The organism is Microlunatus capsulatus (genome assembly GCF_017876495.1).
GTDB classification, from domain to species: domain Bacteria; phylum Actinomycetota; class Actinomycetes; order Propionibacteriales; family Propionibacteriaceae; genus Microlunatus; species Microlunatus capsulatus.
In genome coordinates this window covers 790,223-814,239 of record NZ_JAGIOB010000001.1, presented here as the reverse complement: position 1 = coordinate 814,239, position 24,017 = coordinate 790,223, and the positions used below count along the sequence as shown (strand labels likewise).

Below are 24,017 nucleotides of genomic sequence, written 5' to 3'. Positions count from 1 at the left end.
TGACCGGGGAGGTCAGGCCGGCAGGCGGTGCAGCGTCCAGGGCTCGCCGGGGGCGAGGACGACGATCCGGCCCGGGTTCACGACCCGGTCGAGGAGGTCGGCCGGGTCAGCGTTGAAGGGCGGGAAGTCGGGGGCGTCGACGCAGCCCCAGTGGTGGAGCAGGAGCGGAGTGCCGGGGTAGGCGTTGGCCATGGCGACGGCGCCGTCGAGCCCGAAGTGCCACTCGCTGTCGGAGAAGTCGAACAGCAGGGCGTCGGGCGCCGGCCGGGTCAGGTGGTGCTCGGCGATGAGCCGGGAGTCCCCGGGGGCCCAGACGCTGCCGTCCGGCGTCTCCAGCCAGAACCCGCAGCAGTCCTCGGGGAGGAAGACGCGGTCCGCGGCGCCGGGGGACTCGTTCTGCCAGGCGTGGTCGGCCGGGGTGACCTCCACCTCCACCCCGCCCACCCGGAAGCGGTCGCCGATGGCGTGGCCGACGGAGGGGAACCCCTCGCCGCGGAACAGGGTGTCGACGTAGCGGGTGGAGTGGAAGACGTCGGTCACCGGGGCCAGGGCACGGCAGGTCGGCACGCTGTAGTGGTCGTTGTCGCTGTGGGTGACGAGCACCGCGTCCAGGTGCGGGACCGACGCCGCGTCGAGCGGGAGATCGACGAGCAGCGGCATGTCGAAGTCCCCGAGCAGCGGGTCGACCATCAGCGTCGTCCCGCGGGAGCTGATCAGGAAACCGGCCATCCCCAGCCAGCGGAGCACCGTCTGGCCGGTGGGGGCGAAGGCCTCGGGGCCGAAGGGTTGGGTCTGGGGAGCGCGCGCCTGCTGCATGGCCGGACGCTACCGGTCGACGGCCGGACAGGGGGCGCGCCGGGCTCAGCCCCGCCGCTGCTCGGCGGCCAGCCGGACCAGCTCGCCGCCCCAGGGGAAGTCCGTCGCGGCGCGCCGGACCGCCTCGTCGAGCGGGAAGGTCGCCACCTCGGTGACCTGCTCGCCGTCGGCGGGGTTGGTGGGCGGCCCGACGACCTCGACGTCGGCCCAGCCCCAGAGCCAGGCCTTCGCCGGGTGCGGGAGGTGCGGCCGGTAGGGCTCGGCGGCGTCGGAGACGCCGACGTGGGCGCCGAGCCGGTGGAACGGCCCGCGCAGCCGGGCGCCGGCCTCCTCCCCGAGCTCGCGGGCCAGCGAGGCGTCCACCGCCTCGCCGGGCTCACGGGTGCCGCCGGGCAGGAACCACACGTCGACGCGGTCGTCGCGGCACAGCAGCACCTCCTCGCCGACGAAGCCGACGACGTGGGTGCTCGCGACGAGCGCGTCGGGCGGGAGCCGGGTGCTGAAGGTCATGGTGATCGACGCCCACGCCCACCGGTCCGGCCGGTGCAGGAGGGGGTACCGGACGGCCAGGTCGGTCACCGGCGGTCCCGGGCAGCGCGCACGTCGGCACCCTAGCCGCCCGTCGCCGTGGGGTCTGCGCCCGTCGGGCACGACGGGCTCCCTCGCGCACGCACGGTGCAGGGTGCGTGCGGGAGCTCGGCGTGCGACGTCAGCCCGGGCGGACCAGCGACGGCGTGTCGTCGTCGAGGACCTCCTCGACGCCGAGGTGGGCGAGGTCGGCGACGAAGCGGGCGCGGGAGACCGGGGCGTCGCCGGTCGAGCGCAGGTAGCTGCCGTGCACCTCGTCGGTGCTCAGGCTGCCCGACCACCCGGGGTCGGTGCGGAACCAGCGCACGACGGAGGGGTCGGGCGCGCGCTCGGGCGTCGGGTCGGCGGGGAGGAAGGTGTGGCCGCAGGACGGGCAGGTCTGGGTCGTCATGGCCTCAGCCTCGGCGCCGCGGGCCCGTCGGCGCATCGGTCCCGGGCCCGACGCCCGACCCCCCGGTCTCCGACCACGGACCCAACCACTGCGTCCCGGACGCCGGCGCCCGGGACGCGGGACGCGCGTCCACCCGCACGACGGGCTCCCTGCCGCACACACAGCAGCAGGTGCGGGAGGGAGCCCTGGTGCGGGAGCGCCTCAGCGGACCCGGGAGCGGGCCCTCAGCTGTAGCGGTGGCTCTTCTCGGCGTGACCGGCCTCGCGGGTGCAGCTCCGCCCGTTCATCGAGGTGTGCCCGCAGAGCGCGCCGGCGGCCGTCGGGGCGGCGGCCGGCGCAGCGCTCGCGGCGGCCGCGGCCTTGCGCGCGGGCTTGGCCGGGGCCGCCGGCGCCGGGGAGGGCGCGGCGGAGGCCGCGCGCGGGCGCGGTCCGTCGGGGTTGTTCTGGGCGTACCTGGCTTCACGCATCGCCCGCTGGGCGTCGACCTTGCTCATCGTCGGCTCACGGCGGGAAGCCTACGGGCCGCCACCGACAGAACTCCCCGCTGCGCCGGGCGCCCGGCGCAGCGGTGGTCCGGGCGAGCCGTCAGGGCGCGAGGTTCTCGAGGTCCTCGAGCAGGCCCGGCTGCGTGGGGCGCCACCCCAGGCCCTCGCGCGTCGCCGCGCTGGAAGCCGGCTGGTCGAGGGCGTAGATCGGCCCGAAGGGGCCGAAGTGCTCCACCGGGCGCGACGCGACCGGCAGCCCGAGACGTCGTCCGATGACGGCGGCGATGTCGCGGACCTGGTCGCCCTCGTCGGCGACCGCGTGCCACGCCGTGCCGGCCGGCGCCGACTCCAGCGCCAGCCGGAAGAGGACGGCGGCGTCGAGGGCGTGCACCGCCGGCCAGCGCTGGGTGCCGTCGCCCGGGTAGGCCGACACCCCGGTCCGGCGGGCCAGGTCGGTGAGCAGGCCGGCGAACCCGCCCTGACCCCGGTGGTGCACGGTGCGCGGCATCCGGACGGCCGAGCCGCGCACGCCCTGCGACGCCAGGGCCAGCAGGGCGGCGACGGTGCGGCCGCGGCCGCCCACGGGCCCGTCGGTGGGGGCGGGGTCGGCCTCGGTCGACAGGCGACCCGGCACCCACGGGGTGCCCGAGACCGTGACGAGGGGTCGGTCGCTGCCCTGGAGCTCCTCGGAGAGCGCCGCGAGGGCGGCGCCCTCCTCCTCGACCGAGCGGGCGACGGCCTCGCCGCTGCTGTAGTCGCTGCCGAACGCGAGGCTGATCACGCCCTCGCTGCGCGCCGCGCCGTCCCGGAGGACGTCGAGGTCGGCGGTCGAGCCCCGCAGCGGCTCGGCGCCGACGGACTCGAGGGCGCGGGCCGAGGCGTCGGAGCGGGCCAGGGCGAGGACGGTGTGGCCGTGGGCGAGCAGCTCGGCGACCACGGGAGAGCCGATGGTGCCGGTGGCACCGGTGACGAAGACGTGCACGAGGACTCCTCGAGTGATGGGACTGGTGTTGCATCACCGTAGCACCGTGACGGGACAATAGTCCCATCAGCCTAGGATGGGGGGCATGGGTCGATGGGAGCCGGGAGCGCGCGAGCGGCTGGTCGTCGCGGCGGTCGACCTCTTCACCGAGCAGGGCTACGACGCGACCACCGTCGCGCAGATCGCCGAGCGGGCGGGCCTGACCCGGAGCACCTTCTTCCGCCACTTCTCCGACAAGCGCGAGCTGCTGGTGGCGGGGCAGGAGACACTCAGCCGGCTGCTGGCCGACGGGGTCGCCGAGGCCCCCGCTAGCGCGACGCCGCTGGAGGCGGTCGCCGTCGGGCTCGAGCGCGCCTCGGCCGCGATGGGTCCGGCCAACCGCGAGCTGGGGCCGCGGATCAAGGCGGCCGTGGCCGCGAGCACCGAGCTGCAGGAGCGCGACGCCCTCAAGAGCGTCGGGATGGCGGCCGCCATGACCGCCGCCCTCGTCGCCCGCGGCGTCCCCGACCCCACCGCGCACCTCGCGAGCGAGCTCGGAGTCCTCGCGTTCAAGCGCGGCTACGCGCGGTGGTCGGAGACCGACGGCGACACCGGCGGGCTCGCCGCCTGCTCGCTCGCGGCGCTGGAGGACCTCCGCGCCGCGACGGCCACGCTGGGCTGAGCTACCCCCGCCGGGCCGGCGCGCCGGGTCGTGGGTGCGGCAACGGTGGTGAGACAGCAGGTGCGGACGGGCTCTGGGTGTCGTCGTCCCGCAGTTCCCCGTCGCAGCACCTGTCTGCGCACGCCTCCCCGGTGTCCGGGCCGAGCGCCGCGGCGGGGCTGCAGCAGGCGTCCCCGCGCCAGGCCTCACGGCCCTCCCGGACGGCGACGGCGGCGATGACCAGGGCGGCGACCGGGTCGGCCCAGGACCAGCCGAACAGGCTGTTGAGCGCCAGCCCGACCAGCAGGACGGCGGACAGGTAGGTGCACAGCAGCGTCTGCCGGGAGTCCGCGACCGCTGAGCGGGAGCCCAGCTCGCGCCCCGCCCGGCGCTGCCCGGCGGACAGGAGCGGCATGACGGCGAGGCTCAAGCCGGCCAGCACCAGGCCGGTCGTCGAGTGCTCGGCGTCCCCGGCGCCCAGCAGCGAGCGCACCGCGTCGGCGGTGACCACGGTGGCCAGGCCGAAGAAGCAGAGCGCGACGACCCGGAGCGCGGTCCGCTCGCGCGCCTCCGGGTCGCGGCCGGCGAACTGCCAGGCGACGGCGGCCGCCGAGCCGACCTCGACGACGGAGTCGAGGCCGAAACCCACCAGCGCCGACGACGAGGCCCGGGCCCCGGCGGTGAGGGCGACCACGGCCTCGACCACGTTGTACGTGATCGTCGCGGCCACGAACCAGCGCACCCGGCGCGCGAGCAGCGCTCGGCGGGCGGGAGCCGGTCCCAGCCGGAGCGGTGCTGCCGTCACGACCGGACCCCGGCGTCGGCTCGCCCAGATCTCGCCCGCGGGTCGGCGGTCCGGGCCTCCGAGCTCGGCGGGCAGGCCGGGTCGACGACGAGGACGACCGCCAGCAGCTCCTGCAGGGCGTGCCCGATGCGCGGGTCGGTGAGCTCGTAGCGGGTGCGCCGGCCCTCGGGGACCCCGACGACCAGCCCGCAGCCGCGCAGGCAGCCGAGGTGGTTGGACAACGCCTGCCGCGAGACGCCGACCAGCGCGGCCAGCTCGGCCGGGTAGGCCGGGCCGTCGCTCAGCGCGAGCAGCGTCCGGGTCCGGGTGGTGTCGGACAGCGCGTGCCCGAAGCGGGCCAGCGCGTCGGTGGCGGTGGAGAGCACGGGCCGACGGTACAGCGAACGCTGTACCGAGCAGGCTCCCGTCGCCCCGAGGAGCCGGAGGGTCAGCGCGTCCCGGCGGTGGCGGTGGGCTGCGGGCCGTAGAGCGCGGCGACGCGCTCGCGGAGCCGGGCCCGGGCGGCCGCGGAGGCGCTGGCGGCGGAGCAGAGGGCCGGGGCGGTGGGGGAGGTGGTGGTCACGGGAGCTCCTCGGGGTGGGTCGGTGGGCCGGTGGCGGCCGTCGCGCCGGGCGACGTCGAGGACTCTGCCGGGCCCACCTCCAGCGACCACCGGCGTGGGCCCCGGCCCGGCTCAGGAGCTGCTCAGGATCGGCCCGCCGGACCGTTCCGGCCGCCCGCCGTCCGGCCCCGCGCCGTCGTCGGGAAGGCGGGTGCCGGTCCCGCTACGCTCCTCCCGGCCCGCGGCACCCCCGGGCGGACGAGGCGGAAGCAGGCAGACATGGCCCGACAGATCTGGACCCTCCACGGCGACGGGAGGAACGTCGAGGCGAGCGCCGTCGTCGGCCCCGCCGAGCGGCTGAGCTGGGGCCGGACCGTCGGGCTGGGGATGCAGCACGTCGTCGCCATGTTCGGGGCCACCTTCCTGGTGCCGGTGCTCACCGGCTTCTCGCCCACCACCACCCTCTTCTTCTCGGGCGTGGGCACGATCCTCTTCCTCCTGCTGACGAAGAACCGGCTGCCCAGCTACCTCGGGTCCTCCTTCGCCTTCATCGCCCCGATCACCGCCGCGACCGCCTCCGACGGCCGGGGCGGCGCACTCGCCGGCATCGTCGCCGTCGGCCTGCTGCTGGCCCTGGTGGGGCTGGTGGTCCAGGTGACCGGCACCGGCTGGATCGACGCGCTGCTGCCCCCGGTCGTCGCGGGCGCGATCGTCGCCCTCATCGGCTTCAACCTGGCCTCGGCGGCGCGCGACAACTTCGTCAAGGCTCCGGTGACGGCGGTGATCACGCTCGCGGCGGTCATCCTCGCGACCGTGGTGTTCCGCGGCATCCTCGGCCGGCTCTCGATCGTGCTCGGGGTGGTCGTCGGCTACGTCGTCGCCGTGCTGCGCGGCGAGGTCGACTACGCCCCGGTCGCCGCGGCCGGCTGGGTCGGACTGCCGGAGTTCACCGCGCCGCAGCTGACGCCCGGGTTCTGGTCGCTGCTCCCGGCGTTCCTGCCCGTCGTCCTGGTGCTGGTGGCCGAGAACGTCGGCCACATCCGCGGCGTCGCCCAGATGACCGACCCTGCTGTCAACAAACTGACCGGTCGGGCGCTCCTCGCCGACGGCCTGGCCACCACGCTGGCCGGGCTCGGCGGCGGCTCGGGCACCACGACCTACGGGGAGAACATCGGCGTGATGGCGGCGACGCGGGTCTACTCGACGGCGGCCTACTGGGTGGCCGGGGCGTTCGCGGTGCTGCTCGGCCTCTCCCCGAAGGTCGGCGCGGTCATCAACACCATCCCCGCTGGCGTGCTGGGCGGGGTGACGACGGCCCTCTACGGGCTGATCGGCATCATCGGCGTCAAGATCTGGATGGACAACCGGGTCGACTTCGCCAAGCCGACCAACCAGCTGACGGCGGCGACTGCGCTGGTCGTGGCCATCGCCCCGTTCACCTTCACCGTGGGCACCGTGTCGTTCAACGGCATCGCGCTGGGCACCGTCGCGGCGATCGTGGTCTACCACGTGATGAACGCCGTCGCGCGGGCCCGCGGCACCGCCTGACCCGCGGGGAGCCCGCGGGCCGGGCGGTCTGGCTCAGCTGGTCTGCACGCCGGGACGCCCGTCCTGGACGACGAGGCTGGCCCGGGTGCTGACCGGCGCACCCTTCCGCAGCACGTAGGGCACCACCCGGAAGTCGCTCCGCCAGCGCTCCCGGTCGACGTGCACGCGGACGTAGCCCCGCTGGGAGTTGGCGAACCGGAAGTGCGGGTTGGCGGCCAGCAGGTTCGCGATCTCGGGCGTCCGGTCGCCGCCGTCGCCCCCGCTGGTGATCGAGGTGCCGACGAACTCGGTCCCGACGACGGCGGAGCGGGCGTCGTCGTAGTCCCGCTTGAGGTCCAGGGCGTAGTTCTGGTGCCGGTCGCCGGTGATGACGACGAGGTTGCGCACCCCGCGGTCCTGCGCCTCGCCGAGGACCTGGTTGCGCTCGGCGACGTACCCGTCCCAGGGGTCGAGGTACACCCGCGTCTCGTCGCCGCCGGGGGTGAGGTCGGTCTGGCCCATCGGCGCCTGGTTGCCCAGCACCTGCCACTGCGCGCGCGAGCTGGAGAAGCCGTCGAGCAGCCAGCGCTTCTGCTTGCCGCCCAGCATGGTCTGGTCGGGGTCGTAGCGCTCGTCGCAGCTCGCGGACTCGCCGTCGCCGCACGGCTGGTCGCTGCGGTACTGCCGGGTGTCGAGCATGGTGAAGTCGGCGAGGGTGCCGTAGGGGAGCCGGCGATGGAGCCGCACGTCCGGGCCGTCGGGCAGCTGGCTGCGGCGCAGCGGCATGTTCTCGTACATCGCCTGGAAGGCCCGGGCCCGACGGCGGCGGAAGACGGCGGGGTCCTGGTCGGAGCCCGTGTCGGCCTGGGAGCGGTCGTCGGCGAAGTTGTTCTCGACCTCGTGGTCGTCGATGGTTTGGATCCAGGGGAAGGCCGCGTGCGCCCGCTGCAGCGGCCGCTCGGCCTTGTACAGCGCGTACTGCAGCCGGTAGCGGGCCAGGCTGAAGGTCTCGGGGTCGAAGTGCGCGGGCAGGTCCACCCCGCGCTTGTTCGACTTCAGCCCCTTCTCGTAGAGGTAGTCGCCCAGGTGCACGACGAGGTCGAGGTCCTCCTCGGCCATGTGGTCGTAGGCCGTGTAGTAGCCGTCGTGCCAGGCCTGGCAGGAGGCGAAGGCGAAGCGCAGGTCCTTCGGCGCGCTGCCGCGGCGGGGGAAGGTGCGGGTGCGGCCGACGGGGGAGAGGTGGTCGCCGACGCGGAAGCGGTACCAGTAGCGCCGGTCCGGCTCCAGGCCGTCGACCTCGGGGTGCACCGAGTGGCCGAGCTCCGCGCTGGCCACGGCGCTGCCGCGCCGGACCACCCGGCGGAACCGCTCGTCGGCCGCGACCTCCCAGCGGACGCGGACGGACTTCTTCCCCATGCCGCCGCGGCCGTCGGGCTCGAAGGGCTCGGGCGCCAGCCGCGTCCAGAGGACGACGCCGTCGGGGCGTGGGTCCCCGGAGGCGACGCCGAGGGTGAAGGGGTTGCGGCGCAGGCGGACTGCGGCGCCGGCGTCGCCGACGTCGACCAGGCCGGTGCCGAGCAGCAGCGCGCCGGCTCCGGCGCCGCCCAGCAGCCGGCGGCGGGACAGGGTGGGGGTGGGGGCCATCGGGATCTCCGTCTCGGGGGGAACGGGGCCCGCGGGTGCGGGCGGGGGCACCCCCTTCCTCCCAGCCGCAGACCGCGCCCCGACGGCGCTCGGGTGAACGCGGCGCGGAGGCTCGGCGACCGTCGGTGGACCGGGTGAACGGTCAAGGCGACGGCGTCGACCGCTCGCCGACCATCGGTCGGCGGGGGCCTGACGCGGGGCTCCCGGGGCGTCGGCGGACGGGGTCGGGGTGACCCGCTGCCGTGGTTGCGTGGGCGCACCCGATCCCCTCAGGAGGAACCATGCAGAACCCCTCGCTCTCCCGTCGTCAGGCTCTCGGCCTCGGCGTCGGCCTCGGTGCCGGCACCCTCGTCGGCGTGCTGCCGGCCACGACGGCGCAGGCCGGTGCGCAGCGCACCGTGGCCTACGAGTACGTCCGCCAGCAGACCCAGTCGTGGTGCTCGGCGGCCAGCAGCTTCATCGCCCTGAGCTCGCGGCGGAACCCGACGCAGGCCGGCCTCGCGCGCGACCTCGGCCTGTCGGGCGGGTCCGGGCTGCAGGACCCGCTGCGGATCGCGGCCGTGCTGAACCAGCGGCTCGGCCTGACCGGAGCGGCGCACCGCTACGTGTTCCGCCAGCCGCCCGCCGGCACGCTGAAGGAGCGCCTCCGGATGCGGGTGGTCGCGAGCATCGACGCGGGCCACGCGGTGGTGATCAACATGGACCGGGTCGCCGGTGACACCTACTCGGCCGGCCACTACGTGGCGATCGTCGGCTACCGCGACGGCGCGTACAAGATCGCCGACCCCGACGAGCCGACGCGCAAGGGCGTCTGGTTCGGCGCTGACGACGTCGTGGCCTGGAACAAGCTCAACCGGTTCACCGCCTTCAGCTGAGCCGCGACCCGGCCCGGCACCTCTTGCCGGGTCGGGCCCGTCCGGCCAGGGTGAGCGCATGGGCCTCTACCGCCGCCACCTGCAGCCGCGGCTGCTGGCCGCCGCGCTGGGCGACGCCCAGACCGCGGCGATCCGGCGGCGGGTGTGCGCCGGCCTGGTGGGGGAGGTCCTCGAGGTGGGCTACGGCTCGGGCCTCAACCAGCCCCACCTGCCGGCGGCCGTGACAGCGGTGGCGGCCGTCGAGCCCTCCGCCGTGGCGCTGGAGCTGGCCGCGGGACGGCGTGCCGCGTCCGCCGTGCCGGTCGCCGTGGTCGGCGACGACGCCCAGCGGCTCCCGCTGCCCGACGACCGCTTCGACGCCGCCCTCTGCACGTGGAGCCTCTGCGCGGTGCCCGACCCGCTGGCCGCGCTCCGCGAGGTCCGGCGCGTCCTCCGGCCGGGGGCGGTCCTGCACCTCGTCGAGCACGGTCTGGCCCCCGACGGGGGCGTCGCCCGGGCCCAGCGCCGCTGGAGCGGGCTCAACCGCGCCGTCGCCGGCTGCGTCCTCGACCGCGACGTGGCCGACCTCGTCGAGCGGGCGGGCCTCACCTGGACCGTCCTCGACCGCTCCTACGAGCCCGGGCTGCCGCGCGCGGCGCGCTACTTCTACGAGGGCCGGGCCACGGCCTGAGGCCGCGCGCCCTCGCTCCCGCACCCCGGGGTCGCTCCTGCACCCCGGCGTCGGGGTGCGGCGAGCACCTCGGGGTGCAGCAGCGCTACCCGGCCGGGGTGCAGGCCAGCGTCGGGGAGAAGCGGCCGACCTGGTGCGCCTCGGCCTGCTCCTGGGCGTCGCGCACCTGCGCGTAGAAGCGGCGGTTGGGCTCGTGGACGACGGCGACGCCGAGCCCGGCGCGGGCGATCTCGGCGTTGACCAGCACGTCGTCGGCGTCGAACACACCGGCCAGCTCGCGGTCGTAGCGGTCCAGACGGTCCTCGTCGAAACGCAGGACGACCGGCGCGCCGACGGGCAGCCGGGTCTCCAGGAAGGCCGTGGCCTCGGGCCCGAGGCACTGCACGGGCTGGCCCGGGGCGACCGTCTCCGGGGTGTCGACGTTGAGCAGCCGGACCCGGTGCTGCGCGTCGTCGTAGTCGACGACGAGGGTGTCGCCGTCGACGACCCGCACGACGGTGGCCCGCTGGCGGTCGTCGTCGGAGCCCGTGAACGCCACGACCGCGCCGAGGACGACGGCCGCCGCCGTCACCACCCCGACGACCGGGACCAGGGCCGACCTCACCACGCGCTCCGTCCTCGCCGACGCCACGTCGCAGGACGGCGGCCGTCGGATCGTAGGCGCTCGGACGTGGCGGACGGCGCGGTCACCGCGCGTCGTGCCCCGCTCGTGACCTCAGCCGCGGCGGTCGAACCGGACGCCGCGCGGGTCGGGGCCGAGGATGAGGAACACGAGCACCGCGATGGAGCCGACGAGCCCGACCAGGCTCAGCACCCCGCCGCCGATCAGCGGTCCCAGCGCGAGCCCGCCCAGGTCGCCGGCCGCCAGCCGCTGCTCGTCCATCGAGCTGACCGCCACCAGCTGCAGGACGCTGCCGGCCAGGCTGGGCAGGACCGCGAGGTACCACCAGCCCGAGCGGTTGCCGTCGTGCAGCCGGCGGACGGTCAGGGCGATGCCGGGGACGAGCACGGCCAGGGACCAGACCAGGCTGGGGATGAGCGGCACCAGGAACGTGCGGAGGTCGGGCAGCGTCCCGTCCAGGCCCGGGAGCAGGGTGCCGCCCAGGGCGAGGGTGCCGCCCACCTGCAGGACCGCGGAGATCACGGAGGCGATCAGCGTCCACCACCAGTACTCGCTGCGGGTGGCCCGGCCGGAGAAGTCGGCGTACTTGCGGAAGAACCGCTCGGCGGCCTGACGGGGCGTGGCGTCGTGCTGCGGCAGGTGCAGCGGGGCCGGGCCGGGCGGCGGGGGCGCGGTCCGGGCGCCGGGCGGCGGACCGGGAGGGGGGAAGGACACGGGGGCTCCTGGGGAGGTCGGGGCTGCCATCGTCGCCGACGGCCGGGTCGGGGCGGCGGACCGGCGGACCGGCGCGGCGGCACCGTCAGAGCGGCAGCCGGTCACCCCGCTCGGCGACCACGGAGGCCGGCGCCGTCAGCCGCCAGGCCTCGTACGTCAGCTCGGCGAGCTCACCGCGCTCGACGCCGGCGAGGTGGACGACGACCCAGCCGAAAGCGCCGGTCGTGAACTGGACCTCGAACACGTCCGGCCTCTCGGCCACCAGGGCGATCTGCTCGCTGAGCTCCTGCTTGAGCCCCACCGTCTGGGTGGGCAGCCACAGGTAGCCGAAGCCGTGGCCGTGCGTGAGGACGTGCACGTAGCGGCCGTGGTCGACCTGCTCGACGCCGTCGAGCTGCCGGGCCAGGTCCCAGAAGTCGTCGCTGCTCGCCCCCACCCGCTCATCGAACCACCGACCGCCGACAGCCCGCAGCCGTCGCCCGCGGTCCGCCCCCGCTCGCCGCACGGGCCGACCTGAACCGGTTCGGTAGGGTCAGGGCCCGTGACCGCGCCCGCCCCCTCCCGGCCCGCCCGACGGCGCTCGGCGACCCTCAACCGGCCGCTCGCGCTGCTGGTGGCGGGCACGTTCTTCATGGAGAACCTGGACGGCACGATCATCGCCACGGCCGCGCCCGCGATCGCCGGGGACCTCGGCGTCGCCCCCGTCGACGTCAACCTCGCCATGACCGCCTACCTGGTCACCATCGCCGTCGGCATCCCGATCAGCGGCTGGCTGACCGACCGCTACGGCGGCCGGCGCGTGCTGATGAGCGCCATCGCGATCTTCACCGTCGCCTCGCTGCTGTGCGCGCTCAGCGTCAACCTGCCGATGCTCGTCGGGATGCGCGTCCTGCAGGGCGTCGGCGGCGCGCTGATGGTCCCCGTCGGCCGGCTGGTGGTGCTGCGGGCCACCACGAAGAAGGACCTGCTGGACGCCGTCGCCTACCTCACCTGGCCGGCGCTGGTCGCCCCGGTGATCGCGCCGGCGCTGGGCGGCTGGATCGTCGGCGTGGCCAGCTGGCACTGGATCTTCCTCATCAACCTGCCCCTGGGGGTGGTGGCCCTCGTGGTCGCGGCCCGGGTCGTCCCGGCCGTGGACACCGCGCCCGCCGTGCCCCCGCTGGACCTCGTCGGCTTCTCGCTCTGCGCCGGCACGCTGGCCGCCCTGCTCGTCGGGCTGGAGCTGCTGGGGCCCCAGCACGGGGGCGGCCCGCTCGCCCCGCTCGGCACCCTCGTCGGCGCCGTCCTGCTGGGGGTGCTCACCGCGGTCTGGCTGCGGCGCGCCGCGCACCCGCTGCTGCGGTTCGGGGCTCTGCGGCTGCAGTCCTTCCGGGTGAGCAACGTCGGCGGCGGCGTCTACCGGATGGTGATCAGCGCGGTGCCGTTCCTGCTGCCGCTGATGTTCCAGGTGGGCTTCGGGTGGTCACCGGTGCAGGCCGGCCTGCTCGTCCTGCTGCTGTTCCTCGGCAACGTCGGCATCAAGCCCGCGACCAGCCCGCTGATCCGGCGGTTCGGCTTCCGCAGCGTGCTCATCGCCAGCGTCGCCGGCGGCCTGCTCGTCTTCCTGGCCATCGCCGCGCTCCGGCCCGGCACCCCGCTCGTGGTCATCGGCGCGGTCCTGCTGCTCAGCGGCGTCTTCCGCTCCGTCGGCTTCAGCGCCTACAACTCCCTCCAGTTCGCCGACCTCGAGCCCGCCGACATGACCGACGCCAACACCCTCGCCTCGACGCTGCAGCAGGTGGCCGTCGGGCTGGGCGTGGCTGTCGGCGCCGTCATCCTGCGCGTCGTCGACCTGACGGCGGGTCCGGGCGCGACCGGACCGGTGACGCCCTACGCCGTCGCCTTCGTGGTCCTGGCCGTCCTCATGCTGGCGCCCCTGGTCGAGGCCGTCGTGCTGCACCGCAGCGCCGGCGACGAGGTCGCCGGACGCTGACGGCAGTGCCAGGGGGAACACTGGCCCGGTGAGCGCCCCGCCCTACCTGCCGCCGCTGCGGCACCCCGTCCGCACGATCGGCCGCCGGACCTTCGACTTCTCGGCCGAGATCGTCGTCATGGGCATCGTCAACCGGACCCCGGACTCCTTCTACGACCAGGGCCGCACCTACGCGCTGGACCGGGCCGTGCAGGCAGCCCTCGCCGCCGCGGCGGCCGGGGCCGGCTGGGTGGACGTCGGCGGCGTGCCGTTCTCCCCGGACACGCCCGAGGTGACCGAGGCCGAGGAGCTGGACCGGGTGCTGCCGGTGGTGGAGGCCGTCGCCGCCGCGACCGACGTCGTCATCTCCGTCGACACCTTCCGCCCCGAGGTGGCGGCCCGCAGCATCGCCGCCGGGGCGGCCGTCGTCAACGACACGACCGGTCTGCACCACCCGGAGATGGCCGACGTCGTCGCCGGCACGGACGCCACCGTGGTCGTCGCGCACAGCCTCGCCGAGCCCCGCCAGCACCTGCGCCGGCCCCGCTACGACGACGTGGTGGCGGAGGTGAAGCACTTCCTGGAGACGCGGGTGCAGCGGGCACTGGACCACGGCGTCCGCGAGGAGCAGGTCGTCATCGACCCCGGCCACGACCTCAACAAGACGACCCTGCACACCCTGGAGCTCACCCGCCGGCTCTCCGAGATCGCCGACCTCGGCCTGCCGCTGCTGGCGGCGGTGTCCAACAAGGACTTCGTGGGGGAGTCGACGGGGCTGGCGAAGCCCGAGCGGCTCGCCCCGTCGCTGGCTGCGGCCACCGCCTGCGCCCTGGGCGGGGCGCGTCTGTGGCGGATGCACGAGGTCGGCCCCGCCGTCGCGGCCGCCCGGATGACGGAGGCGCTGCTCGGGCTGCGGGTGCCGACCGGGCTCCGGCACAACGTCGACTGAGCCCGGACGGTCCGCCGGCGGAGGAGGCGAGGGCGCTGTCAGCCCTCCGAACTACGCTCCTGGCCATGGTGAGCGGCCCGACGGAGGCGGCGGTGGCGTGGGACCGCCCCCGCGTGCTCCGGCTCGCCGCCGACACCGCGGCCCGGCAGGCGGCGCTCCGGCTCGCCGGCTCCGGCTGGGTCGGCACCGGTCGCGGCGGCACCCGGCTGTGGGGCCGCTACCAGGGCAGCGGGGCGACGCCCTACGACGTCGCCCTGGACGTGGCCACCGAGGCCTGGACGTGCACCTGCCCCAGCCGGAAGTCGCCCTGCAAGCACGCCCTGGCGCTGCTGCTGGCCTGGAGCGACGGGCTGCTCGACGAGCACGAGCCGCCGGCGTTCGTGGAGCGGCGGCTGGTGGGACGGACGGCGACCACCCGGGCCACCCGACCGGCCGGGGAGGTGGCCGACCCGGCCGCGGCCGCCGCCCGGGTCGCCGCCCGGGCCGAGCGGGTCGCCGGTGGGCTGGAGGAGCTGAGCACCTGGATCGAGGACCAGGTCCGCACCGGCCTGGCCGGCCTCGAGCGCGGGGGCTGGGGCGCGGTCGACGCCGTCGCCGCCCGGATGGTCGACGCCCAGGCTCCCGGCGTCGCCACCCTGCTGCGCCGCGTCCCGGCCGAGCTGGGCCGCGAGGGCTGGCCCGAGCGGGTGCTCGAGCAGCTCGCCGGGCTGCACCTGCTGGTCCAGGCGCACCGCCGGCTGGACGCCCTGCCCGCCGACCTCGCGGCGACGGTCCGCAGCCACGTCGGCTACCCGGTGAGCCGCGCTGACGTGCTGGCCCGGCCCGGCGTCGAGGACGACTGGTGGGCGGTCGGCCAGGTCGACACCGTCGAGTCCCGGCTGGAGAGCCGCCGGGTCTGGCTCTGGGGCCGGCACAGCCGGCGGTGGGCGCTGTGGCTGACCTTCGTGCCGCCGGGTGGGGCCCCGGACACCACCGTCGTCCTCGGCGACCGGTTCGCCGGCTCCCTGCACTTCTACCCGGGCGCCGGGCAGCTGCGGGCCGTCGTCGGTGAGCCCGCGAGCGGACCGGCGGGCGCCCGCGACCACCTCGGAGAGCCGTGGCCGCCCGAGGACGACCTGGCGACCGCCCGCCGCCGCTTCGCCGACCTGCTCGCCGCCGACCCCTGGGCCACCCGGCTGCCGGTGCTGCTGCGGGCCGCGCCCGTCCCGCCCGCCGAGGACGCGGGCTGGCGTCTCCGCGACGTCGACGGGCGGTGCTGCCCCGTCACCGGCGGCGGCGGCGAGCCCTGGCCGCTGGTGGCGCAGGCGCGCGGCCGCGAGGTCCCCGTCGTCGCCGAGTGGTCGACCGACGGCGTCCGTCCGCTGGCCGTGCTGGGGGCCGCGGGCACCGGCGCCGACGTGCTGCAGGCCGCGTGAGGAGCCGGCCGTGGTGAGCGCCCCCTGGGACGAGGTGGTGACGACGGCGCTGCTGGGCACCGACCGGCGGCCGCTGCCCGCGGACCTGACCGCCGCCGACCCCGACGCCCCCGCCCCCACCGCGCTGCTGGAGCACGCCGTCCGGCAGCGGGCCCGGCACCGCGCAGCCCGGCCGCTCGGCCGGTGCGACGCGCCAGCGGCCGCCCCCGACGACCCGGCGCCCTGGGCGCCACCGGCGGCCCAGGAGCTGCTCGGCCGCCTGCTCGCCCGCCCCGTGCCCGAGCTGCTCAACGCCTGGCTGGCCGCGGCCGCCGCCCGCGGCGTGCGACCGGCGCCGGAGCACTGGACCGACCTCGCGGCCCTGGCCGCCACCCGACCCGACCTCGACCGCGGGGTGCTGGCCCAGGCCCTCGGCCCCCAGGGCGTCTGGTTCGTGGCCCAGAACCTGGCCTGGTCCCGGCTGGCGGACGTGCTGGCCCGTCCCGTCCCCGGGCGTCCGGCCGCCCCCGCCGGACCCGTCCCGGACGAGACGGCCGTCCGCGCCCGGCCCGAGCTGGCCCTGGACGTCCCGGCGCCGTGGCCGCGCGAGCTGGCCGTCGCCGCCCTGCGGGTGCTGCTGGGCGGCCAGCTGGGCTGGCGCGCCAGCCGCTACGGGGCCGCCGTCGGCGCCCGGCTCTCCGCCGACGACCTCGACCTGCTGGACCAGGCCGCCGCCGCCCTGCCCGAGGGGGCGGGCCGCGGCCAGCCGGGGCTCCGGCTGCTGCAGGAGGCCGTGGCCGTCGCCGCCGCGGCCGCCGCGGACCGCGCCTCGGTCGACCAGGCCTTCGACGACGACGACGACGCCCCCACCCCCGCAGCACCTCCCCAGGAGCAGGCATGACCAGCACGCCCGAGACCGTCCTCACCCCGACGGCGCCCGGCGAGCCGCTGCGCCCGCACGCCGAGCAGGTCTACGCCGCCGAGCTGGCCGCCCTCGAGGCGGCGGACGACCGGCCCCGCCCCCCGCACTGGCGGCTGTCGCCCTGGGCCGTCGTCACCTACCTGCTGGGCGGCGTGCTGCCCGACGGGACGCCGGTGAGCGCGAAGTACGTGGGCTCGCGCCGCCTCGTCGAGGTCGCCGTGGCCACCCTCGCCACCGACCGCGCGCTGCTGCTGCTCGGCGTCCCGGGCACGGCCAAGTCGTGGGTCTCGGAGCACCTGGCCGCCGCCGTCTCCGGCCGCTCGACGCTGCTGGTCCAGGGCACCTCCGGCACCACCGAGGACGCCATCCGCTACGGCTGGAACTACGCCCGGCTGCTGGCCGAGGGCCCGAGCGCCGCGGCGCTGGTGGCCTCCCCGGTGATGGTGGCCATGCGGACCGGGGCGATCGCCCGCATCGAGGAGCTCACCCGCATCCCCGCCGACGTGCAGGACGCGCTCATCACCGTGCTCTCGGAGAAGACGCTGCCGGTGCCCGAGCTGGGCGAGGAGGTGCAGGCGCTCAAGGGGTTCAACGTCATCGCGACCGCCAACGACCGCGACAAGGGGATCAACGACCTCTCCTCGGCGCTGCGCCGCCGCTTCAACACCGTCGTGCTCCCGCTGCCGGCGCGCGAGGAGGACGAGGTCGCCATCGTCGCCACCCGGGTGGCCGAGCTCGCGTCGTCGCTGGAGCTGCCCGCCGTGCCCGCGGCGCTGGAGGAGATCCGCCGGGTGGTGACGGTGTTCCGCGAGCTGCGCTCCGGGCTGACCGCCGACGGCCGCACCCGGGTGAAGAGCCCGTCGGCCACCCTGTCGACGGCGGAGGCGATCTCGGTCGTGACCAGCGGGATGGCGCTCTCGGCGCACTTCGGCGACGGCCGGCTGCGGCCCGCCGACGTCGCCGCCGGCCTGGTCGGCGCCGTCGTCAAGGACCCGGTCTCGGACCAGGTGGCCTGGGACGAGTACCTCGAGGTCGTCGTCCGGCCGCGGGAGGACTGGGCCGAGTTCTACCGCGCCTGCCGGGAGGTCGGGTGACCACGGCCCCGCCGGAGCCCGCCGCGCCGGTGGCGGAGGAGACGGGCGTCGCGGCGGCGGCCGTCGAGGAGCTAGCCGTCGAGGAGCTGGCCGCGCCCGTCGAGCCGCAGGTCGAGGTCTACGGCATCCGCCACCACGGCCCGGGCTCGGCTCGCTCGCTGCTGGCCGCGCTCGAGGCGTTCCGGCCCGACGTCGTGCTGATCGAGGGACCCGCCGACGCGGACCCGCTGCTGCACTTCGCCGCCGCGGCCGGGACGGTGCCGCCGGTCGCGCTGCTGGCCTACGCCGCCGACGACCCGGCCGTCTCGGCCTTCTGGCCCTTCGCCGTCTTCTCCCCGGAGTGGCAGGCCCTGCGCTGGGCCCTCGCCGCGGACGTCGAGGTGGGGATGTGCGACCTGCCCGCCGCCCAGGTGCTGGCCCCGCCGAAGCCCGACCTCTTCGACACCGCCGACGAGGACGAGCCCGACGGGGGCCGCGTGGACGAGGGTGCCGGGCCGGGAGCGGCCGACGAGCCGGAGCCGGCGGAGGGCGTCGTCGCCGCGGAGCCCGTCGACCCCGACGCCCCGCTGGACCCGCGCCGCTGGGCCCGGGTCGACCCGCTGCGCGCGCTGGCCGAGGCCGCGGGCTACGACGACCCCGAGCGGTGGTGGGACGACGTCGTCGAGTCCCGGCTGGACGGGTCCTCGCCCTTCCCCCTGCTGACCGAGGCGATGGCGGAGCTGCGCCGCGACCCCGGCCGCCCGGCCGGCCGGGACGCCCTCCGCGAGGAGCGGCGGGAGGCGCACATGCGCCAGACGATCCGCGCCGCGGTGAAGCGCGGCCGGCGCCGGGTCGCCGTCGTCTGCGGGGCCTGGCACGCCCCCGCGCTCACCTGGCCGCTGCCGCCCGCCGTCGCCGACACCCGGGTGCTGCGCGGCGCACCCAAGCGGAAGGTGACGCTGACCTGGGTGCCGTGGACGCACGGCCACCTCGCGAGCACCAGCGGCTACGGCGCCGGCATCGCCTCGCCCGGCTGGTACGAGCACCTGTGGACCGCCCCCGACGCCCCGGTGGTGCGCTGGCTCACGAAGGTCGCGCGGACCCTGCGCGCGCACGACCTCGTCGTCTCCAGCGCGCACGTCATCGAGGCCGTCCGGCTGGCCGAGACCCTGGCGGCGCTGCGGCTGCGACCGCTGGCCGGGCTGGCCGAGGTGCAGGAGGCCACCCGGGCCGTGCTCTGCGACGGCGACGACCGGGCCGCGCGGATGGTCACCGCCGACCTCGTCGTGGGGGAGGCCCTGGGAGCGGTCGACCCGTCGGTGCCGATGGTGCCGCTGGAGGCCGACCTGGTCGCCACCTGCCGCCGGCTGCGGGTCCGCCGCGAGCCGAAGGCCCGGGTGCTGGACCTCGACCTGCGGCGGCGCATCGACCAGGAGCGATCCCAGCTGTTCCACCGCCTGCGGCTGCTGGGGATCGACTGGGTGACCCCGGCCGAGAGCGGGGTGCAGAGCCAGGGCACCTTCCGCGAGACCTGGTCGGCGACGTGGCGGCCGGCGCTCGCCGTCGCGCTGGTCCGCGCGGCGGTGTGGGGCACGACCGTCGAGTCGGCGGCGACCGCGCGGGTGCAGGACCGGCTCGCCGGCGGCAGCCTCGTCGAGCTGACCCGCACCGTGGAGCACTGCCTGCTCGCCGGGCTGCCGGACGCCCTGCAGCGGCTGCTCGAGGTGCTGGCCGACCGGGCCGCGCTCGACGCCGACGTCGTCCACCTGATGGAGGCCCTGCCGCCGCTGGCCCGCGCCCAGCGCTACGGCGACGTCCGCGGCACCGACACCCGCGCGCTGCGCCAGGTGGCCGAGGTCCTCGTGCTGCGGATCTGCGCCGGGCTGCCGCAGGCGGTCGGCGGCCTCGACGACGACAGCGCCGCCACCCTGCGCGGGCTGGTCGACCAGGTCGGGAGCGCGGTCGGGCTGCTCGCCGAGGCGACCGAGCCCGCCGAGGACGCCCCCGTGCCGGCCGGGTCGGGGCTGCGCGAGCGCTGGTTCGCCGCCCTGGCCGCCGTCGTCGACCGGCGCGACGTGCACGGGCTGCTGGTGGGCCGGACCGTCCGGCTGCTGGTGGACGCCGACCGGATCGACGACGCCCCCGCCCGCGTCGAGCGCGCGCTCTCCCACGGCGTCGACGCCGCCGCGAAGGCGGCGTGGGTCGAGGGCTTCTTCTCCGACGGGGCGCTGCTGCTCCTGCACGACACCCAGCTGCGCGACCTGCTCGACGGCTGGGTCACCACCCTCGACGAGCGGGAGTTCACCGACCTGCTGCCGCTGGTCCGGCGCACCTTCGGCACCTTCACCCCGGCCGAGCGGCGCGCGCTGGCCGGGCGGCTGGCCGCGCGGGGTGGGGAGCCGGCGGCCGTGGAGCCCGTCGACCTCGACGACGAGCTGGCCCGGGCGGCCCTGGGCACCGTCGACCTGATCCTGGGCGGCTCCCGGTGAGCGGGGACCGCCCCGCGGGCACCCCGGGCGACGACGAGGCCCGGCGCCGCTGGCGGCTGCTGCTCGGCGGGGCGGCCGAGGAGGAGCTGGACGCAACGCTGACGACCGACGAGCTGGCGATGGACCGCACCCTCGCCGCGCTCTACGACGGCGACGACGCGGGCGACGGCGGCACCCGGGCACGCCGGGCCGGGGGACTGGGCTCCTCGGCCCCCGGCGTCGCGCGCTGGTTGGGCGACATCCGCACCTACTTCCCGACGAGCGTCGTCCAGGTCATGCAGCGCGACGCCATCGACCGGCTCCAGCTCACGTCGATGCTGCTGGAGCCGGAGCTGCTGGACTCGGTGCAGCCCGACGTCCACCTGGCCAGCACCCTGCTGGGCCTCAACCGGGTGATGCCCGAGACGACGCGGCGGACCGCCCGGCTGGTGGTCGGGAAGGTGGTCGCCGAGATCGAGCGACGGATCGCCACCCGGACCACGGCGGCGGTGAACGGCGCGGTGAGCCGGGCCGACCGCACCCGCCGCCCCCGCCCGGCGGACATCGACTGGCCGGCGACGATCAGCGCCAACCTGCGGAACTACCTGCCCGAGCACCAGACGGTGGTGCCCGAGCGGCTGGTCGGCTACCGGCGGGCGTCGCGGACGGTCTCCCGCGACGTCGTCGTGGCGCTCGACCAGTCGGGGTCGATGGCCGAGTCCGTGGTCTACGCGGCCGTCTTCGCCGCCACCCTCGCCTCGATCCGCACGGTGCGGACCTCGCTGGTGGTCTTCGACACCGAGGTCGTCGACCTCACCGAGCAGCTCGCCGACCCCGTCGACGTCCTCTTCGGCTGCCAGCTGGGCGGCGGCACCGACATCAACCGGGCGCTGGCCTACTGCCAGGGCCTCGTCACCCGGCCGGAGGAGACGGTGCTCGTCCTCATCTCCGACCTGTTCGAGGGCGGGATCGCCGAGGAGATGCTGCGCCGCGTCCACCAGCTGCTGGCCGACGGCGTCACCGTCGTCGTGCTGCTCGCCCTGTCCGACTCCGGGGCGCCCGCCTACGACCACGAGCACGCCGCCGCGCTCGCCGCCCTCGGCGTCCCGGCCTTCGCCTGCACGCCGGACCAGTTCCCCGACCTGCTCGCCGTCGCCCTCGGCCGCGGCGACATCGGCCGGTGGGCCGAGACCGCCGCCCGCGAGCAGGCGGCACCAGCCTGAGCAGGTTCTGATGGGCCTCGCTCCGCTCGGCCGCGGACCGCGCTCCGGCCCGCCGGCTTCGTAGTCGCCGGTGGACGAAGAGCGTGTCCACCGGCTCCTCCTCACTCCGGCGGCGCGCGGTCCGGGCGCCGGGTCGGGCTGTTCGTCGCGTCAGGACCGGCCCACCGCAGGTACGGGGCGGCCACGCCGGTCCCGTGCTGTCACGGGGGGTGCGTCCGGGGAGGACCGTGAGAGGATGCGGGGCGTGAGCGCCCTCCCGTCCGTCTCGTACTCGATCACGGTGCGGCTGGAGGTCCCCGCCGGCGGCGGCTCGGTCTCCGCCCTGACCTCGGCCGTCGAAGGCGCGGGTGGCAGCGTCACAGCCCTCGACGTCACCGCGTCCGGCCATGAGCGCCTGCAGATCGACGTGACCTGCGCGGCGCGGGACACCGACCACGCCGACGAGCTCGTCGAGATCATGCGCGCCGTGCCCGGCGTCACCATCGGCAAGGTCTCCGACCGCACCTTCCTCATGCACCTCGGCGGCAAGATCGAGATGCGCTCCAAGCACCCGATCCGCAACCGCGACGACCTCTCGATGGTCTACACCCCGGGTGTCGCGCGGGTGTGCCTGGCGATCGCCAAGAACAAGGAGGACGCCCGCCGGCTGACCTCCAAGCGGAACTCGATCGCCGTCGTCACCGACGGGTCGGCCGTCCTCGGGCTGGGCAACATCGGCCCGGAGGCCGCGCTGCCGGTGATGGAGGGCAAGGCCGCGCTGTTCAAGCGGTTCGGCGACATCGACGCCTGGCCGCTGTGCCTGGACACCCAGGACGTCGACGAGATCGTCGCCGTGGTCAAGGCCGTCGCGCCCGGCTTCGCCGGCATCAACCTCGAGGACATCTCGGCGCCCCGCTGCTTCGAGGTGGAGGCCCGGCTGCGCGAGCAGCTGGACATCCCCGTCTTCCACGACGACCAGCACGGCACCGCCATCGTCGTGCTCGCCGCGCTCTACAACGCGCTCCGGGTCGTCGACAAGAGCATCGCCGAGGTCCGCGTCGTGATGTCCGGGGCCGGCGCGGCCGGCACCGCGATCATCAAGCTGCTGCTGGCCGCCGGCGTGCAGCACATCGTCGTCTCCGACATCGACGGCGTCGTCCACCGCGGCCGCGCCGGGCTCAGCGGCGAGCTGGCCTGGCTGGCCGAGCACACCAACGCCCTCGATGTCACCGGCTCGCTGACCGAGGCCGTCGTCGGCGCCGACGTCTTCATCGGGGTGTCGGCGCCCAACCTGCTGACCGGCGACGACATCGCCGGGATGGCCGACGACGCGATCGTCTTCGCCCTGGCCAACCCCGAGCCCGAGGTCGACCCCATGGAGGCGATGAAGCACGCCGCCGTGGTCGCCACCGGCCGCTCGGACTTCCCGAACCAGATCAACAACGTGCTCGCCTTCCCGGGGGTGTTCCGCGGCCTCATCGACGCCCGGTCGAAGGAGATCACCACGACGATGCTGCTGGCCGCCGCCCGCGCGCTGGCCGGCGTCGTCACCGACGACCAGCTGAACGCCGCCTACATCACCCCCAGCGTCTTCAACGCCGACGTGCACACCGCCGTCGCCACCGCCGTCCGGCGGGCCGCCGGCGGCCCCGCCGAGCTGCCCGTCGACCCCGACGTCGCCGTCCAGGACGATGTCTGACCGTTGGACGGGGGCCGGCTCCCGGGTGGGGGCCGACCGGGGGACGCGGGCCGGGTCGAGCTGGCGGGTGGTGGCCGTGCTGGCCGGGCTCGCGGTCGCGGCGCAGCTGTGGGGTCTCTACCGGGTGACCGGCCCGCCCACCCCGGGCTGGTTCCCGAACGCCGACAAGCTGGAGCACGCCGCCGGGTTCGCGCTGCCGGTCGGGCTGCTCGTGCTGGCGCTGGGGCTGCGACGCCTGGCGCAGGGCCGGTCGCCGTCGCGGCCGACGCTGGTGGTGGTCGTGGCGGTGTTCGGCGCGCACGCCGTGCTCAGCGAGGTCGTGCAGCACCTCTTCTACACCGGCCGCAGCGGCGACCCGCGGGACGTGCTGGCCGACGCCGTCGGGATCGCCCTCGGCGTGGTGGTCGCGACGGCGCTGCTCCGCCGCGCGGTGCGCCGGTCCCGCGCGGGGCACGGCGACGGGCGACGCCCGACCCCGGCGGAGGCGACGTGACGCGGCCCCCGGGCAGCCCGAGCCCCGGCAGCCTGCTGGTCTCCAGCGTGCTGATCTCCGACGGCGTCTTCGACCAGACCGTGGTGCTGGTCCTGGACTGCGACGAGGACGGCGCGCTCGGCGTCATCCTCAACGAGATCTCCCAGACCCCCTTGGCCTCGGTGCTGCCCGACTGGGTCGGCTCGGTGTCGGAGCCCCGGCTGCTGTTCCACGGCGGCCCCGTCTCGCCCAACGGGGCCATCTGCCTGGCCAGCGTCGACGAGCCCGGCGAGGAGCCCCCGGGCTGGCGGCCGCTCTTCGACACCGTGGGGCTGCTGCACCTCGACACGCCGATCGAGATCGTCTCCGGCGCCTACCGCGACCTGCGGATCTTCGCGGGCTACGCGGGCTGGTCCGCCGGGCAGCTGCAGACCGAGATCGCCCAGGGCCGCTGGCACCTCGCCGAGGCCCGCTACGACGACGTCTTCGGCCGTCGGCCGCTGGATCTGTGGCGCACGGTGCTGCGCCGTCAGCCGGGGGAGACGGCCTTCTTCTCGACCTGGGTGGAGGACCCGGACCTGAACTGA

26 protein-coding genes are annotated in these 24,017 nt (G+C 76.1%); 14 read left to right on the top strand and 12 right to left on the bottom strand.

Features of this window, described 5'->3' with window-relative positions; all coding sequences use genetic code 11:
• Nucleotides 1-12: 12 nt before the first annotated feature.
• From JOF54_RS03725 to JOF54_RS03705, 5 genes are all read right to left on the bottom strand, one after another.
• Entirely contained in the window at nucleotides 13-816 is an 804-nt protein-coding gene (locus tag JOF54_RS03725) for an MBL fold metallo-hydrolase (RefSeq protein WP_210053103.1), read from the bottom strand.
• A gap of 45 nt (nucleotides 817-861) precedes the next feature.
• Nucleotides 862-1,395 carry an NUDIX domain-containing protein gene (locus JOF54_RS03720; protein ID WP_307803814.1) on the bottom strand — a complete coding sequence of 178 codons (534 nt, stop codon included), beginning with the start codon at nucleotides 1,393-1,395 and terminating at the stop codon, nucleotides 862-864.
• Nucleotides 1,396-1,525: 130 nt separating this feature from the next.
• Complete coding sequence (locus JOF54_RS03715) at nucleotides 1,526-1,795, bottom strand: hypothetical protein (RefSeq protein WP_210053101.1); 270 nt, start codon at nucleotides 1,793-1,795, stop codon at nucleotides 1,526-1,528.
• 224 nt (nucleotides 1,796-2,019) lie between these two features.
• On the bottom strand, nucleotides 2,020-2,289 hold the full coding sequence (locus JOF54_RS03710) for a hypothetical protein (protein WP_210053099.1): 270 nt from the start codon (nucleotides 2,287-2,289) through the stop codon (nucleotides 2,020-2,022).
• Between the two features lie 91 nt (nucleotides 2,290-2,380).
• A complete protein-coding gene (locus JOF54_RS03705; protein WP_210053097.1) occupies nucleotides 2,381-3,262 on the bottom strand; it encodes an SDR family oxidoreductase in 882 nt (293 codons plus the stop codon).
• A gap of 85 nt (nucleotides 3,263-3,347) precedes the next feature.
• Here JOF54_RS03705 and JOF54_RS03700 point away from each other — a divergent pair, with 85 nt between their 5' ends.
• Complete coding sequence (locus tag JOF54_RS03700; RefSeq protein WP_210053095.1) at nucleotides 3,348-3,923, top strand: TetR/AcrR family transcriptional regulator; 576 nt, start codon at nucleotides 3,348-3,350, stop codon at nucleotides 3,921-3,923.
• Between the two features lies 1 nt (nucleotide 3,924).
• On the opposite strand, the gene JOF54_RS03695 is transcribed toward JOF54_RS03700, so the two are convergent.
• The 3 genes from JOF54_RS03695 to JOF54_RS21375 form a co-directional block, all read right to left on the bottom strand.
• The gene (locus JOF54_RS03695) at nucleotides 3,925-4,707 is read right to left on the bottom strand and encodes a cation efflux transmembrane domain-containing protein (RefSeq protein ID WP_210053093.1); all 783 of its coding nucleotides are present in this window, start codon (nucleotides 4,705-4,707) and stop codon (nucleotides 3,925-3,927) included.
• Nucleotides 4,704-5,072 carry an ArsR/SmtB family transcription factor gene (locus JOF54_RS03690; RefSeq protein ID WP_210053091.1) on the bottom strand — a complete coding sequence of 123 codons (369 nt, stop codon included), beginning with the start codon at nucleotides 5,070-5,072 and terminating at the stop codon, nucleotides 4,704-4,706. Before JOF54_RS03690 ends, JOF54_RS03695 begins: the two co-directional genes overlap by 4 nt.
• A gap of 62 nt (nucleotides 5,073-5,134) precedes the next feature.
• The gene (locus tag JOF54_RS21375; protein ID WP_281073314.1) at nucleotides 5,135-5,269 is read right to left on the bottom strand and encodes a hypothetical protein; all 135 of its coding nucleotides are present in this window, start codon (nucleotides 5,267-5,269) and stop codon (nucleotides 5,135-5,137) included.
• 258 nt (nucleotides 5,270-5,527) lie between these two features.
• On the opposite strand from JOF54_RS21375, the gene JOF54_RS03685 reads away from it, so the two are divergent.
• Nucleotides 5,528-6,796: a uracil-xanthine permease family protein gene (locus JOF54_RS03685; RefSeq protein WP_210053089.1), complete on the top strand. Its 1,269-nt coding sequence runs from the start codon at nucleotides 5,528-5,530 to the stop codon at nucleotides 6,794-6,796.
• Between the two features lie 33 nt (nucleotides 6,797-6,829).
• Here JOF54_RS03685 and JOF54_RS03680 read toward each other — a convergent pair whose 3' ends face one another.
• Nucleotides 6,830-8,419: an alkaline phosphatase D family protein gene (locus tag JOF54_RS03680; protein WP_210053088.1), complete on the bottom strand. Its 1,590-nt coding sequence runs from the start codon at nucleotides 8,417-8,419 to the stop codon at nucleotides 6,830-6,832.
• A gap of 281 nt (nucleotides 8,420-8,700) precedes the next feature.
• Between JOF54_RS03680 and JOF54_RS03675 the strand changes: the two genes are divergently transcribed.
• Together JOF54_RS03675 and JOF54_RS03670 are read left to right on the top strand one after the other, a co-directional pair.
• Complete coding sequence (locus JOF54_RS03675; protein ID WP_210053086.1) at nucleotides 8,701-9,294, top strand: C39 family peptidase; 594 nt, start codon at nucleotides 8,701-8,703, stop codon at nucleotides 9,292-9,294.
• Between the two features lie 58 nt (nucleotides 9,295-9,352).
• Nucleotides 9,353-9,964 carry a class I SAM-dependent methyltransferase gene (locus JOF54_RS03670; RefSeq protein WP_210053084.1) on the top strand — a complete coding sequence of 204 codons (612 nt, stop codon included), beginning with the start codon at nucleotides 9,353-9,355 and terminating at the stop codon, nucleotides 9,962-9,964.
• Between the two features lie 85 nt (nucleotides 9,965-10,049).
• Here JOF54_RS03670 and JOF54_RS03665 read toward each other — a convergent pair whose 3' ends face one another.
• From JOF54_RS03665 to JOF54_RS03655, 3 genes are all read right to left on the bottom strand, one after another.
• Entirely contained in the window at nucleotides 10,050-10,571 is a 522-nt protein-coding gene (locus JOF54_RS03665) for a thermonuclease family protein (RefSeq protein WP_210053081.1), read from the bottom strand.
• Nucleotides 10,572-10,679: 108 nt separating this feature from the next.
• Complete coding sequence (locus JOF54_RS03660) at nucleotides 10,680-11,300, bottom strand: DUF805 domain-containing protein (protein WP_210053078.1); 621 nt, start codon at nucleotides 11,298-11,300, stop codon at nucleotides 10,680-10,682.
• Between the two features lie 85 nt (nucleotides 11,301-11,385).
• A complete protein-coding gene (locus tag JOF54_RS03655; RefSeq protein ID WP_210053076.1) occupies nucleotides 11,386-11,736 on the bottom strand; it encodes an MmcQ/YjbR family DNA-binding protein in 351 nt (116 codons plus the stop codon).
• Between the two features lie 105 nt (nucleotides 11,737-11,841).
• Between JOF54_RS03655 and JOF54_RS03650 the strand changes: the two genes are divergently transcribed.
• The 10 genes from JOF54_RS03650 (at nucleotide 11,842) to JOF54_RS03605 (ending at nucleotide 24,017) form a co-directional block, all read left to right on the top strand.
• Complete coding sequence (locus tag JOF54_RS03650; RefSeq protein ID WP_307803812.1) at nucleotides 11,842-13,272, top strand: MFS transporter; 1,431 nt, start codon at nucleotides 11,842-11,844, stop codon at nucleotides 13,270-13,272.
• 28 nt (nucleotides 13,273-13,300) lie between these two features.
• Entirely contained in the window at nucleotides 13,301-14,200 is a 900-nt protein-coding gene (folP, locus tag JOF54_RS03645; RefSeq protein ID WP_307803811.1) for a dihydropteroate synthase, read from the top strand.
• A 68-nt stretch (nucleotides 14,201-14,268) separates the two neighbouring features.
• A complete protein-coding gene (locus JOF54_RS03640) occupies nucleotides 14,269-15,615 on the top strand; it encodes an SWIM zinc finger family protein (RefSeq protein WP_210053073.1) in 1,347 nt (448 codons plus the stop codon).
• A gap of 10 nt (nucleotides 15,616-15,625) precedes the next feature.
• Entirely contained in the window at nucleotides 15,626-16,495 is an 870-nt protein-coding gene (locus JOF54_RS03635; RefSeq protein WP_210053072.1) for a DUF5691 domain-containing protein, read from the top strand.
• A complete protein-coding gene (locus JOF54_RS03630) occupies nucleotides 16,492-17,610 on the top strand; it encodes an ATP-binding protein (protein WP_210053070.1) in 1,119 nt (372 codons plus the stop codon). Before JOF54_RS03635 ends, JOF54_RS03630 begins: the two co-directional genes overlap by 4 nt.
• A complete protein-coding gene (locus JOF54_RS03625) occupies nucleotides 17,607-20,078 on the top strand; it encodes a DUF5682 family protein (RefSeq protein WP_307803810.1) in 2,472 nt (823 codons plus the stop codon). Before JOF54_RS03630 ends, JOF54_RS03625 begins: the two co-directional genes overlap by 4 nt.
• Entirely contained in the window at nucleotides 20,075-21,280 is a 1,206-nt protein-coding gene (locus tag JOF54_RS03620) for a VWA domain-containing protein (protein WP_307803808.1), read from the top strand. The genes JOF54_RS03625 and JOF54_RS03620 overlap by 4 nt, the downstream gene beginning before the upstream one ends.
• A 244-nt stretch (nucleotides 21,281-21,524) precedes the next feature.
• Nucleotides 21,525-22,958: an NAD-dependent malic enzyme gene (locus JOF54_RS03615; RefSeq protein WP_307803807.1), complete on the top strand. Its 1,434-nt coding sequence runs from the start codon at nucleotides 21,525-21,527 to the stop codon at nucleotides 22,956-22,958.
• The gene (locus JOF54_RS03610; protein ID WP_210053068.1) at nucleotides 22,951-23,451 is read left to right on the top strand and encodes a VanZ family protein; all 501 of its coding nucleotides are present in this window, start codon (nucleotides 22,951-22,953) and stop codon (nucleotides 23,449-23,451) included. The genes JOF54_RS03615 and JOF54_RS03610 overlap by 8 nt, the downstream gene beginning before the upstream one ends.
• Nucleotides 23,448-24,017, top strand: a complete 570-nt coding sequence (locus tag JOF54_RS03605; protein ID WP_210053066.1) for a YqgE/AlgH family protein — start codon at nucleotides 23,448-23,450, stop codon at nucleotides 24,015-24,017. The genes JOF54_RS03610 and JOF54_RS03605 overlap by 4 nt, the downstream gene beginning before the upstream one ends.